The sequence below is a fragment of the Mesoplasma corruscae genome (assembly GCF_002930145.1).
Classification (GTDB): domain Bacteria; phylum Bacillota_I; class Bacilli_A; order Mycoplasmatales; family Mycoplasmataceae; genus Entomoplasma; species Entomoplasma ellychniae.
Map to the genome: position 1 here is coordinate 524,173 of NZ_PHNF01000001.1, position 13,629 is coordinate 537,801.

Sequence of the window (13,629 nt, forward strand, 5' to 3'; positions counted from 1 at the left end):
AAAAAAATAAAAGGAGTTTTAATGGAAATAGATATAAAAAACATTAGTGATATTGACATAAACATTAGTGATATTGACATAAACAATTTAGATGATTCTTTACTGAAGCATGTAGGAAGTAAATTAGAAGATTCTGAGCACTTGTATACAAAACCATATAGCTATTGAAACACTGTTGTTAAAAAAGCTTTCACGAATCCAATTTTTTTAGTTTGCTCTTTTTTAATTATAATTTTTGTTATTTTATCTGCATCTATAGCCATAGGTTTGCCAGCAATACCTGGTGACGTCCCTGTAGGCACACCAGCAAATGAACCACCTAGTTTAGAACACTGATTTGGGACTGGTGCTAATAGTGAAGATATGTGAAATAAGCTTTGGATAGGTTCTAGAACCACATTAATTTTTGCTATGATAATATTTGCCATTCAAGTTGTTGTTGGTTTGTTAATAGGAGCAATTTGAGGATATTATTCAAGATTAGATGTAGTTTTTATTGAAATAGTTAGGTTTATTTCAATAATTCCATCTTTAATTTTATTAATTGTTGTTATATTTTTATTTTCTAAAGGTCAAAGACCTTCAACAGGTGTTGTAATATTTGCTGTTTCAATAACTTCATGAATTGGTTTAGCATCTATAATAAGAATTCAAATAATGTTAACTAAAAATGCTGAATATAATATAGCATCTAAAGTTTTAGGGTCAAGAGGCCCTAAAATTATTAAAAATAACATTCTACCAAAAATTTTACCAATTATAATTCAAACTTGCGCTTTTGCAATACCTGAAGCTATAGCTATTGATTCTTCACTGGCTTATTTAGGATTTGGATTTGTAAAAACTCAAGACCAAGCATCACTAGGTTCTATTCTTAACGATGTATTTGCTGAAACAGCATGGCAATCACTGCCGCATCTACTTATAATTCCAATGGGATTTGTAGGTGGACTATCATTAGCTTTTTATTTAATGGGAAAAGTATTAGCAGACTCATTAGATCCAAAAAATCATAGATAAAATAAAAAGGAGAAATTTATGAATAAATTAAACAAAAAAAATGGCCTAGTATTTTTACTGGCAGCAGGGTTAGTTGCTTCAAGTGCTTCTCTTGCAGTAGTTTCTTGTAAAATAACTGAAAAAGATAGAGATGTAAACACAATTACAAATGCATTTACAACAAATGCGCTTTATTGGAATCCTACGTATACTCAAAATGAAAGAGATTGACAGTTTTTAGCAGACTTATATGCTAGTTCTTTAGCTGTAGACGAGTATGGTAGAACATATGGGGATATTTTTGAATCAGGATACACAGAGTTGAAAGAAAATCAAACTCCAAGTAAATATGTTGGAAAAGATGCTTCTGATACTGATTATTTTGTTTGAAAATACAAAATTAGATCTAATGCAAATTGATATGCAGCTGATGGAAACAAACTTAGAGCTATATCTCCATCTGATTACAAAAGAACAGCATTTTCTGTTTTAAATTCTAATAATCAAAGTTCATTAGCGGGATTATGAACAACATTTATTTCAGGAGCTGAGGTAGTTTATGAATCACTTGGTGCTATACTGAAAAATGAAGAAAAAAATCAAAGTTATTTTGAAAACATACCTGCAAACATTAGAAAAGAAGAGTTTGTTTTTGACAAAATAGTTGAAAAAATTAATAATAAAGAAGATGTTGTATATACAATACAAAACAAAGATAATGTAGACGAAATAAAAACAATAGAAACCAAAGATTTAGAATATGGGTTTGGTTTAAAATTAGAAGAAGATGGTGATCGCTCAGTTAATTTTTATCTTTCTAAACCAGCATCATTTTTTGAAACAGTATTAACATATAATGCATTCCAACCAACTGCTAAAGAATTTGAAGGCAAAGGAGCTATTAAAGACAAACCCACAGTTAATGTTTATAGTGGGGCATATGTACCAGAAGGTATTATAGATCAAGCAAAAGGGTTTTCATTTAAGAAGAATGAAAATTACCATTTTTCTGCAAAAGTTTCAATTAAAAAAGTTAATTGAATTAATATTGTCCAAAATTCCACAACCTCTAAAACTAGAGAAATGTTTGAAGCTAATGAAATTGATGGGTTTAGTGTTAGTCAAAATGACGAAGCTGGATGAAGAAAATATGTTGGTAGTGACTGAACTAAACCAAAAGATTCAAGAGTAAATGTTTACGAATCAACCGCAGCTTCATCATGAGTTATAAATTATAATTTTTATAATGGTAATATAGATAATACAGTTTCACCTGATGAGAAAGAACTTGCTGAAAAAGGTACTAAAGCTCTTCTGTCAAAGGATGTAAGACAATATATTGCAACCACTTTAAATCGTTCCACATTTGCAGAGTACTATAGTAAAAAATATGACTCTCCAGCAAGCGATGGTAAGGTTTATTCTAAAAACTTAAATAATATATATACAGCAAAAGGCACTGGTTATGATAGCAATGGTAAAGACTATGTAGAAATTTTTGCTGAATATGCAGCTAATACTTCTGATGGTAAAACTAACGGTATGTCAAAAGAAGATTTTGCAAGAGGTGGAGAAGCTTTATTAGACAAAACTTATAATGGTAAAAATAGAAAAGCCTTAGTTGAATCTATAAATGATTATGCTGATAAAACTGGAATTAAGTCAGCAACTGATCAAAAAATTCATTTAAGAGTTCTATTAAGTCCTGCTTGAAACAACACTTTAAATAAATTCTTTGAACCAATGGTAAATAATTTTAATAATGTAGAAAATAACCCAATTAAAATCGACATAAAAAAACCTGTAACAACAGCTGCTTACGATCAAGAACAAGAAGCTGCTAACTATGATTTAGGTTGATCAGGCTGAGGACCAGATTATGCTGATCCATATACATATCTTGAAACTTACAAACTGGATGGAGCAATGCAAAATTACTTTGGTGGTAAAAACTTCAAAGATAGTTACGAAAGCAATCAAGTATTCACCCAAAATGAAACTGTAAAACAAGCTGCAATCGAAACTGCTCAAGCATTTAATTCATATTCATCAGCTATTGAAGCGAATGACAAGTCAAATTCTACTATTGAAAATCGCTATGATGAATTTATTAAAGCTGAATACAATTTGATGTATAAAGATTTTTTAACAACCCCATTTTACGACCAAGCATCATATAGGGTGATGGCAGTAACTCGTGTTGAAAGACACTCTGTTCCAAATGTAAATTATGGAAACTCATCTCAAAGAAATTTAACATTGACTAAAACGTCAAAAGTTAAAAAAACTGAAGAGTACATTATTGATGACACTAAGTTTGCAGCAGATAAAACAAAAGCAACCTCAGATCCAAAAGCATTGAAAGAAGGAAACATTTTCTTTGCACCATCAAAGTAATTTATTCTTAAATAAAAAATAAAAAAAGTGAGAACTTCTTTTATTTTTTATTGGATTGAAAAATCGCTTCGCTTCAATAAAAAATAAAAGAAGACAAGATATGTACTTATAGAGTTGATAAGATTATGATTATAATTTCTACAAAAAATAAAAAAGAAATTAAAAAAAGAACCTTACTAATTTTTTTACTCTTTCCCTCTTCTTCTGTAAAAGTGGAATGATATCTTTTTCTTGAATCATTAAAGAATTTTGCAGTTTTTCTATTTCTAAGTCAACCATTTATTATTGCAAATAACAAAAATAAAAACGCTGCTGACGTTATTAAGTATTCTCATAAGTTCTCTTGAGTATTATTTAAAAAATAAGTTAATAAAAATGTAACTATAGTGTACACAAATACAAAAGCAACAACAATTAAATAATGATAGTATCTTAACTTCTTATTATATTTATATTTATATTCTGTTGAAGTTCTATTGAAGTTATTATCAGCTTCCTTAAAATATTTATTTTTTTTACTTAATTTACTTATATTTTTACTTTTTGAATTCATAAACAACAACCCCTTCAGAAATTATTTTTTTAATTTCACTTATTGAATATTATATTATAAAATATTAAAAAGGAAAAACAAAATGACAAAAATACATAAAAGCACGGCAAAACAAAATACAATACTTTCTATAAAAAATTTAGAAGTTAAATTTAGAGTTAGAAGTAGAATTTTAACTGCAATAAGAAATGTTTCTTTTGAACTTTATGATGGTGAAATATTAGCATTGGTTGGTGAATCTGGAAGTGGGAAATCAGTTATAACTAAAACATTTACTGGGATGTTGGAAACTAATGGCTGAATAAGCGGAGGAAATATAGTTTATAATCCCAACAAAAAAACTTTAGAAGATTCTAGGTCTTTTTTTAAAGAACCAATAAATTTAACTGATATACAAAAGGTGCTTATAGATAAAGATATTAAAAAATTTATTAAAAAAACTAATAATAGAAAAATTTTGAAATTGCAAAAAGAATACAAAAGGATTCTTTCTTTAGATTTAGAAAAATTACCTAATATCAATGAAAAAATTTTGAAATTGGAAACAAAACAAAAATCAGCAACAAAAAAAATGGTTGAGTTTACTAAAAGAAAAAGTAGAGATAGTTTATCAAAAATAACTTTAGAAATTGAATCACATCAAAAAGATATAATTTTAGCAAAAGATAAATTTAAAAAAGAAGAGTATTTAAAATCGTTAAATAATCAAATTGAAGATATTAAAAATGATACAAATAAATTCGAATTAAAATCACCAAAAGAAAATGAAATGGTATTATTGCTAATATCATTTATTACACAATTCATTGAATCGGGCCAAGTTTTAAATGCAGATCTCAAAAATAAATTAGTAGATTACTATTCTGGTGATAAAAAAATGTCAAATATTGAAATTGAATTAAAAGAATTTTTAGATAGTATAGTAAAAAATAAAACTTTAGATGAAATAAAGTTTTCAAAATTTTTATCAAAATGAAATGAAAAACCTAAAAACACCATAAGTAAAACTTCTAGTGCTAAAAAAATGTTAAAAGAAATTAGAGGTAAGACAATAGCCACAATTTTTCAAGACCCAATGACTTCTTTAAACCCTTTACTTTCTGTCGGGTTTCAAATTTCAGAAGTATTAATTAAACAGCTTAAAATGACAAGGAGCGAAGCAAAAGAAGAAGCTATAAAATTACTTGGTCAAGTTGGTATCCCTAATCCAAAAGAAAGATATAAAGATATACCTGGAAGATATTCTGGGGGAATGAGACAAAGAGTTGTTATAGCTATAGCTCTTGCATGTAGACCCAATATTTTAATTTGTGATGAACCTACAACTGCTTTGGATGTAACTATTCAAGCTCAAATACTAAGACTTATTAAGAAGTTGCAAAAAGAATATAACTTCTCAGTCATTTTTATAACTCATGATTTAGGAGTAGTGGCAAGCATAGCAGATAGAGTTGCTGTTATGTACGCTGGACAAATAGTTGAAATAGGAACAACAGAAGAGATATTCAATGATTCTAAACACCCCTATACATGAGCGTTATTGTTATCCCTACCGCAATTAGGAACTAAGGGAGAAGATCTTTATTCAATAGGTGGAACACCACCAAGTTTATTTAATGAAATAAAAGGTGATGCTTTTGCACCCAGAAACAAATATGCATTAGCCATTGACTATTTGCTTGAAGCACCAATGTTTAAAGTATCTGAAACTCATTATGCTAAAACTTGGTTACTTCATGAAAAAGTAAAAAAGGTTATCCCACCAAATAAAAGTTATAAGTCAGTTAAACAAGAAGGTGAAAAATAATGGTAAAAGATGATAAAGAAGTTTTATTAAATGTTAGAGATTTAGTTATTGAGTTTCGAAATAAGGGTAAAAAGTTTCAAGCAGTTAAAGGTGCTAATTTTGATATATATAAACAAGAAATATTTGGATTAGTTGGAGAATCTGGTTCAGGCAAAACAACAATAGGAAGAGCTATAGCTGGTGTTCAAGAATTAGCTGACGGCTCAATCTATTTAGATGATATTTTAATAGCTGGAAAACCAACTTCTTTATTTGAATTAAATAAAGAAATTTACAAAAAAATTAAATTTATAAACACTAAATATGCCATCAATTGCAATTACATAAATAATATTATTTCCAAACTAAAAGAAAGTTATAATAAATATAGCAGCAATATTCAATTGACACAAAAAGAAAGTTGAAGAAAAATTTTTGCATATTCATATGTTGCTTTGGCACACAAATTAACTAAAGAAAATTTGAAGTTTATTAATGAAATTATAAAAGATTTTAAAAGAATTAATCAGTTTGTAAAAAATATAAATAATTATATACCTGAAGTTTCAAAAGAAGTTGAAGAATCAGTTTTAGCCAAAAATATAGACACACTAGACATAGTTATTAAACTTAAAGACAAAATGAGCTTAGATTTTCATGATTTAAATATAATTAAAGAAAAAATAAATAAATCAAGAAAAAACAAAACTGAGGAATCTTTTGGTGAGTTAATGAAATTTACTTTCGAAAAAATACTCTTGATAAAAGAAAATGATGACAGAATTAAAAGAAGAATCAAGATAGCTGAAACTTTAGAAGAACAAAACCTTCATCTTTCTTCGCCATTAAAAAGGAAACAAAACTTAATTAAAAAATACGAAAAAAAAATAAGTATTAAAAATGAAGATTTTATTAAAGAATATGAAAAAGTTATCTTGCGAAATGAAATAAGGGTTTCACCAAAAGCTACTAAAGTATTTAAAACTATCAAAGATTGACAAATGGATAATGAAAAAAATAAAGAGTTAATATCAGACATTGATGTTGTAATTGAATACAACTCTTGATTAGAAAATGAAAGCGCATTAACTGAAAGACAAATATACACGATTCAAAAATTAATAGAATATTTTAAATGGCCTTCGATAGATGAATTAGTAAGTAATTCTTATCTTTTTAAAATTCCGAAGCCAAAACAAGTTAGAATTAATAGAAAAAATGTGCAAATGATTTTTCAAGATCCAGGTTCTTCTTTAAATGAAAGGATGTCTGTTGAAGAAATTATTTCTGAAGGTTTAGATAATTTTAAAGATTTATATAAAAATGAAAAATCAAGACAAGAATATGTTGATAATTTTAACGAAGTTAATCCAGAGACTCCGATAACAATTGATCAAATTGAAAAAGATGATGATGTTAAAAAGCATATCATTTTAAAGTTAGTTAGATCAGTTGGGCTTTTGCCAGAACACTTGTCACGTTACCCTCATGAATTTTCAGGTGGGCAAAAACAACGTATTGGTATTGCAAGAAGTTTGGCCTTAAAACCAAAAATTATTATTGCTGATGAACCAATTTCAGCACTTGATGTTTCAATTAGAGCACAAGTATTAAATCTATTTCAATTATTTAAAAAAGAATATAATCTTACTTACTTATTTGTTACTCATGATTTATCAGTTGTAAAATTTATAGCTGATAGAATTGCTGTTATTTATCATGGGGATATAGTTGAATTAGCGCAAGCTGAAGAACTATTTAAAAATCCTCTTCACCCGTACACAAGATCATTACTATCAGCAATCCCCCAACCAGATCCAAGTTATAACTTTGATGAAAGTTTAATTGTGTATGATCCAAAAGAAGAACATTATGATTATATTTTTGATACACCTGAGTTTGTTGAAATTAGTGAAAATCATTTTGTTTTAGCTAACAAACGTGAATTAAAAGAAATTAAAAAAATTATCAAAAAATAGTTTAAAAACAAAACATCTTTTCTTAGATGTTTTTTTTATGCTATAATCTCAAAGAATAAGAAAGAGGTGATTTTATGAGTATTCCTTCCCAGAGTTTATTAAGCGGATTAAATTTTATCAAGGGTGCTTATATATCACTAATTTTTCTACGTTAAAGATTATTAATATTTAGGCATTCATAGACTGGAGATTTATGAAAAAACTAAAAAAAATAAACAATAATACAAAATTTGAATTAATCAATTATGTAGACTCTGACAATAATAAATTATTAAAACAATTTGAAATTAATAAATTTGGTTTAGATGATAACCAAGTAAATGATAATAGAGAAAAATTTGGCGGCAAAGAATTAAAACCATCAAGATTTAATTTTTTTCTAGTATTGATAAAAACATTTTTTGCTCCATTCAATATAATATTGATACTTATTGATGCATTTAATTTTTATGAGTATGTGGGTGAAAAAGAAATTTTTTCTTTGTTAGCAGCTATTGTTGTTCTTGTGATGATCATTGCTAGTGGTACTATGGCTTTTGTTCAGGAAATAAGATCACATATAGTTATTAAAAGAATGTTAAAAGAAAGTAAAAAAACTTCAAAAGTAATTAGAAATATTTCTTATAATTATAAAGCTTTAAATAATGCCAATTCAATCAGAATGATTAAAGAAGCTGAAGTTATTGAAAATGATGAACTAGTTCCTGGTGACATTATTTATCTTGTTAATGGAGATATTATTCCAGCTGATGTAAGAATACTTTGATCAAATAACTTATATGTAAATCAATCATCACTTACAGGTGAAAGTTTCCCAGTGCAAAAAAAAGATACTAATGATGGAGAATTTGAGTCTCATTTAAATTATGACAATATTGGTTATATGGGAACTGAAGTAATGTCTGGCAGTGGGATTGCAATAGTTGTAGCTACTGGTCAAAATACTTATTTTTCATTAATTGATAATAAAGTTAAAGAAAAAAGAAAAGATTCTTCATTTGAAAAAGGAATCAAAAAAATTACTATATATTTAATTGCATTTATGTTGGTAATAACACCAATAGTTTTATTGATATCTGGATTTCAAAGTAATGATTGAATGAAAGGTGTAATGTTTACTATTGCTATTGCTGTTGGTATTACCCCAGAAATGCTACCAATTATTGTGACTTCTAACTTAACAAGAGGTTATAAAGAAATTGAAAAAGAAGAAATTATTGTTAAAAACCTTAATGCAGTTCAAAATATTGGAGCTATTGATATTTTATGTACTGATAAAACAGGTACTATTACAAGTGGTGAAATTAGTTTGGACAAAGTATTTGGTGTTAATGGCGAAAAATCTGATTTTTTAGAAAATGTATTATATTTGAACAGTTACTTTCAATCTGGTTTTCAAAACCCAATTGATATTGCTGTATTATCATCAAGAATTAAAAAACCTGATGTTGATGCATATGATAAAGAATGAGAAATCCCATTTGATTTTGAAAGAAAAATCTTATCAGTTATTTTAACGACTAAAAAAGATAAAGAAATTTTTACAAAAGGTGCTGTTGAAGAGGTGCTTAAGGTATGCAATAGAATTTCTATTAATGGCAAAATAGAAAAACTTGATGCAAAGCAAAAGAAAAAGATTTTACAAAAAACACATGAGTTAAATATGGACGGATATAGAGTTATTGGTATTGCTCATAATTTGTTACATGACGAAGACGTTGAAGAAGAACTAATTTTTTATGGGTTTGCTACTTTTTTTGATAAACCTAAAAAAACTTCAAAAAAATTAATTAAGAATTTAGCTTCAAAAGGAATATCAACCAAAGTATTAACAGGTGATAATGAAATTATAACAAGAGCTATTTGTAAAAATGTTGACTTTAATATTACTAAATTATATACAGGTATTGAAATTGAAGAAATGGATGAAAGACAATTATTTAAAGCTGTAAAACAAGGTAATGTTTTTGTTAAATTATCTCCAATTCACAAATCAACAATAATTGCTGCACTTCAAGCACAAGGGCATGTTGTTGGGTTTATGGGAGATGGTATTAATGATGCGCCAGTTCTAAGAGAATCTGATGTTGCTATTTCATTTAGTGAAGCCTCTAATATAGCACAAGATGCAGCTGATATGATTTTAACTGGTGAATCACTAATGGCTATTGAAAAAGCTGTTGTTGAAGGGCGTAAGAGTCTTGCTAACATGTTGAAATATATTAAAGTAACTGTTGCTTCAAACTTTGGTAACGTTATTTCTGTTATTGTTGCATTATTTTTAACTCAAGAAGAACCAATGCTTCCGTTACACTTATTGTTACAAAACTTATTGTACGACTTCGTAATGTTTGCGTTAGTATTTGATAAAGTTGATGATAGTTTCTTAGACAAGCCAAGACCATTTACAACCAAAAATATTATTTGATTCGCTGTTATTAATGGGCCTGTAAGTTCTATATTTGATATATCAACATTTTTAGTTTTAATTTTTGGATACCACTTAGTAGAGTTCCACGGGGGTCCAAACCCTGACATTAAAAATGCAGCAATGAAATTCCATGCTTCATGATTCGTTGTTGGTTTGATGACTCAAACTGCAGTTATGCAAGTTTATAGAACAGAAAAGATACCATTTTTTCAATCAAAAGCTTCATTATCAATGATGATAGCAACAATAGTTATTTGTTTGATAGCTATATTAATACCATTTACTCCAATTAATAAATTAGTTTTAATGTCAACACCTGCATGATCATTCTTATTTGTTGCTTTAGGTTTTGTTAGTTGTTATATTGTATTGGCACAATTAGTCAAAACGCTTTATATTAAAAAGTTTCATGAATGATTATAAAAAAAGAAAAAACTTGTTATTACAACAAGTTTTTTTTGTAAATATTATAATTTATTTATGATAAGAACAATAACTAGTAATTCTGTTGAGCAGACTAATAAAATAGCTTTAGATTTAGCTTCAATTATTAATGGAGAAACCTATATATTATTAACTGGAGATCTTGGGGCTGGCAAGACAACATTTACAAAGGCCCTAATTAAATCTTTGGGGGTTATTAAAAATGTTTCTTCGCCAACTTTTACAATACTAAATCAATATAATATTTGTAATAAACTAATTAATCATATGGATGCATATCGTTTAGACATAAATACTGATTTGGAAATGTTTCTTGAACAATTTGATGGTGCAATAAACATTATTGAATGGTGAACAAATATTAAATTAAATTTAGATAATAAAAAAACTATTAAAATTGAAATTAAGAAAATGAATGAAACTTCAAGACAATTCATTATAGAAGGTAAATAGCATGAAATTATTTATAGATACAACAAACTGGCAGCTATGTTTAATTCTAATTAATGAACAAAACCAAATTGTTGAAGAATTTATTCAAAAAGATACTAAAAAAGTAAGTGATATTACTATGAGCAATATTGTTAAACTTTTAAAAAATCATAATTTGATTCTAAAAGACATAAAAGATTTTTATGTAACTAAAGGTCCAGGCAGTTATACTGGTGTTAGAGTTGGACTAAGCATTGTTAAAACACTTAAAACTTTAAACAATGAAATTAATGTATTTTTAATTGACTCTTTAGCTTTGCAAGGTGTTGGAAAAAAATGTATAAGTTTATTGGACGCAAGATCAGATAAGTACTATTGTGGTGTTTATGACAATAATAAAGTAATAAATGAGCCTTACTTAATTGAGCAAAAAGATTTAAAAGAATTACAAAAAAAATTTTTAGAGTATACAATAATAAAAGACTATGATGGTGTTGACTTTAAAATCAACGTATTGAAAGCATTAAAACAGTTTCAAAAAGTCCAAACTACAAGTGAGATAAGCCCAATTTATATAAAAAGTTTTATTTAAGTACTATAAATAAAATATCAAATGTATTATAATAAATATGCTTACTACACTTATAAGACCCCGGACAAGTCAATGTAAGAGGAGAAATAAGCACATGAAACAAACAACTTTGATTGCAGCAAAAGATATCAAAAAAGAATGATACATCGTTGATGCTGCAGGACAAAACGTGGGTAGACTATCTACTGAGATAGCTAGAATTTTAAGAGGAAAACATAAAGTTGACTTTACCCCACATATTAATAATGGTGACCACGTTATCATTATTAATGCAGAACAAGTAGTATTTACTGGTAAAAAAGAATCAGATAAAGCCTACTACCACCACTCAATGCACCCAGGTGGATTGAGAAGAAGAACAGTAGCTGTTCAAAGAGAACTAGATGCTAGAAAAATTTTAGAGCGTTCAATTAAACTTATGTTACCTAAAAATGTTCAAGGAGCAAACCAATTTAGAGCATTACATGTATTTGTTGGAAGTGAGCACCCTTATGCCGCTCAAAAACCTCAAGTATTAGAATTTAAAAAAGGAGATAATAAATAATGGCAGATAAAGTTATTTATAGAGGAACTGGTAGAAGAAAAACTTCAGTTGCTCAAGTTATTTTAACTCCTGGTAAAGGTGAAATTTTTGTTAATGGACTACCTGCACTTGAATTCTTTCCATATGCAACTTTGGTTCAAGAACTTGAACAACCATTAGTAGCAACAGCAACAGAAAAAGATTTTGATATCACTGTTACTGTTAAAGGTGGAGGATTTACTGGACAAGCTGGAGCAACTCGTTTAGGAATTGCAAGAGCTTTATTAGAAGCTAGTGAAGACTATAGAAAAGTTTTAAGATCAGTTGGGTTACTAACTCGTGACGCACGAATTAAAGAGCGTAAAAAATATGGACTTCGTGGAGCACGTAGAGCACCTCAATTCTCAAAACGTTAAAAACAAAACTCTCTATTGAGAGTTTTTTTAACTTTATTTTTCAATTATACTTGTAAAATAAATTTACTATTTATTTTTAAGTTTTTACTAGATTTTGTAATATTTTCTTTAAAACTTTTTTGGAAATTTTCTGGTAAATATTCAAATAGTTCTACAATTCAATTTTGTATGCTATTTAAGTCAATGTAAATACAATTAAAATGCATAGTTTTGTTTCTTAATTCTCTAATTGACTTTTTGTAGTCATCATATTGTTGTTTATTAATTAAGCTCATTTTCTTTAGTTGATCTAATTTTCATCCAAAGTTAAATTTTTGTTCATTATAGTTATTCATTGTTTCAAATTTGTCAGTTTTATCTTCTCATTGATTTGACATATAGTAATTTTGGCAAGTTTTACTTTCCCTATCTATTATTTGTTTTGTCAAACCTTCTTCAAAAAATAATAAAAACTTATAAACGTTATATTTTATTCTTTTTTCATAAATCATTAAATCTCTTAATTCAGAATAATTGATATCTTTTTTATCTTCTTGACTTGAAATTAATTTTGCTAAAAAAGCTATGTACTGAATCGAAATTTGAGAGTTTCTTGAAATAAAATCATTTCACTCTTCATCATTAAAAATTAAACTTATACTCCCAATTTTTTTAACCATTTATATATCCCCTTACATATTAATTATATTTAATATGTAAACACTTTAATTAAAACTCTTGACAAAAAAAAAAAAAAAAGCATAATAATTTTGTTATTGCAATTTTTAAAAGGAGGAAATTAGAATGAAAAAGAGAAAAGTATTAATTTTGTTGTCATCTTTTTTGGTTGTTATTATGCCTATTACCATTCTTTACGTAAGTGTTTACACAAGTTCTGTAAAAAAAGAATTAAAAACTTTTTTAAATTTGAGGAATTTAGGAAATTTATTGACAAATGATGAATCAAGTATTCGCTTAGCAATTAATTACAAAAATTTAGATATTACTAATAGTGATTATAAGTTATCTAATATCACAACTACTTCAGCCACAGCAATTGGGGTTGGAAAGTATCAAGGAGCAGTTAATGTAACTTTT

12 protein-coding genes are annotated in these 13,629 nt (G+C 27.3%); 10 read left to right on the forward strand and 2 right to left on the reverse strand.

Features of this window, described 5'->3' with window-relative positions:
* Nucleotides 1–21 precede the first annotated feature (21 nt).
* Together oppC and MCORR_RS02475 are read left to right on the forward strand one after the other, a co-directional pair.
* Nucleotides 22–1,020 (forward strand): oligopeptide ABC transporter permease OppC, encoded by a 999-nt coding sequence (oppC, locus tag MCORR_RS02470; RefSeq protein ID WP_181021206.1) that lies wholly within the window; start codon nt 22–24, stop codon nt 1,018–1,020.
* A gap of 18 nt (nt 1,021–1,038) precedes the next feature.
* Nucleotides 1,039–3,396, forward strand: a complete 2,358-nt coding sequence (locus tag MCORR_RS02475) for an ABC transporter substrate-binding protein (protein WP_104207995.1) — start codon at nt 1,039–1,041, stop codon at nt 3,394–3,396.
* Between the two features lie 106 nt (nt 3,397–3,502).
* On the opposite strand, the gene MCORR_RS02480 is transcribed toward MCORR_RS02475, so the two are convergent.
* Complete coding sequence (locus tag MCORR_RS02480; RefSeq protein WP_104207996.1) at nt 3,503–3,949, reverse strand: hypothetical protein; 447 nt, start codon at nt 3,947–3,949, stop codon at nt 3,503–3,505.
* An 82-nt stretch (nt 3,950–4,031) separates the two neighbouring features.
* On the opposite strand from MCORR_RS02480, the gene oppD reads away from it, so the two are divergent.
* The 7 genes from oppD to rpsI all read left to right on the forward strand — a co-directional run bounded on the left by oppD (nt 4,032) and on the right by rpsI (nt 12,552).
* Nucleotides 4,032–5,756, forward strand: coding sequence for an oligopeptide ABC transporter ATP-binding protein OppD (gene oppD / locus MCORR_RS03945; protein WP_281254017.1), 1,725 nt, complete (start codon nt 4,032–4,034; stop codon nt 5,754–5,756).
* Complete coding sequence (gene oppF / locus MCORR_RS03950) at nt 5,756–7,714, forward strand: oligopeptide ABC transporter ATP-binding protein OppF (protein WP_104207997.1); 1,959 nt, start codon at nt 5,756–5,758, stop codon at nt 7,712–7,714. Before oppD ends, oppF begins: the two co-directional genes overlap by 1 nt.
* A 193-nt stretch (nt 7,715–7,907) precedes the next feature.
* Nucleotides 7,908–10,568: a magnesium-translocating P-type ATPase gene (mgtA, locus tag MCORR_RS02500; RefSeq protein WP_104207998.1), complete on the forward strand. Its 2,661-nt coding sequence runs from the start codon at nt 7,908–7,910 to the stop codon at nt 10,566–10,568.
* 57 nt (nt 10,569–10,625) lie between these two features.
* A complete protein-coding gene (gene tsaE, locus MCORR_RS02505; protein ID WP_181021207.1) occupies nt 10,626–11,042 on the forward strand; it encodes a tRNA (adenosine(37)-N6)-threonylcarbamoyltransferase complex ATPase subunit type 1 TsaE in 417 nt (138 codons plus the stop codon).
* Nucleotide 11,043: 1 nt separating this feature from the next.
* On the forward strand, nt 11,044–11,613 hold the full coding sequence (tsaB, locus tag MCORR_RS02510) for a tRNA (adenosine(37)-N6)-threonylcarbamoyltransferase complex dimerization subunit type 1 TsaB (protein ID WP_104207999.1): 570 nt from the start codon (nt 11,044–11,046) through the stop codon (nt 11,611–11,613).
* Nucleotides 11,614–11,707: 94 nt separating this feature from the next.
* Complete coding sequence (gene rplM / locus MCORR_RS02515; protein ID WP_104205550.1) at nt 11,708–12,157, forward strand: 50S ribosomal protein L13; 450 nt, start codon at nt 11,708–11,710, stop codon at nt 12,155–12,157.
* Nucleotides 12,157–12,552: a 30S ribosomal protein S9 gene (gene rpsI / locus MCORR_RS02520; RefSeq protein WP_104208000.1), complete on the forward strand. Its 396-nt coding sequence runs from the start codon at nt 12,157–12,159 to the stop codon at nt 12,550–12,552. Before rplM ends, rpsI begins: the two co-directional genes overlap by 1 nt.
* Before the next feature lie 44 nt (nt 12,553–12,596).
* On the opposite strand, the gene MCORR_RS02525 is transcribed toward rpsI, so the two are convergent.
* Entirely contained in the window at nt 12,597–13,211 is a 615-nt protein-coding gene (locus tag MCORR_RS02525; RefSeq protein WP_104208001.1) for a hypothetical protein, read from the reverse strand.
* A 124-nt stretch (nt 13,212–13,335) separates the two neighbouring features.
* Here MCORR_RS02525 and MCORR_RS02530 point away from each other — a divergent pair.
* The coding region (locus tag MCORR_RS02530; RefSeq protein WP_146063413.1) for a hypothetical protein at nt 13,336–13,629 on the forward strand (294 nt) is incomplete at its 3' end.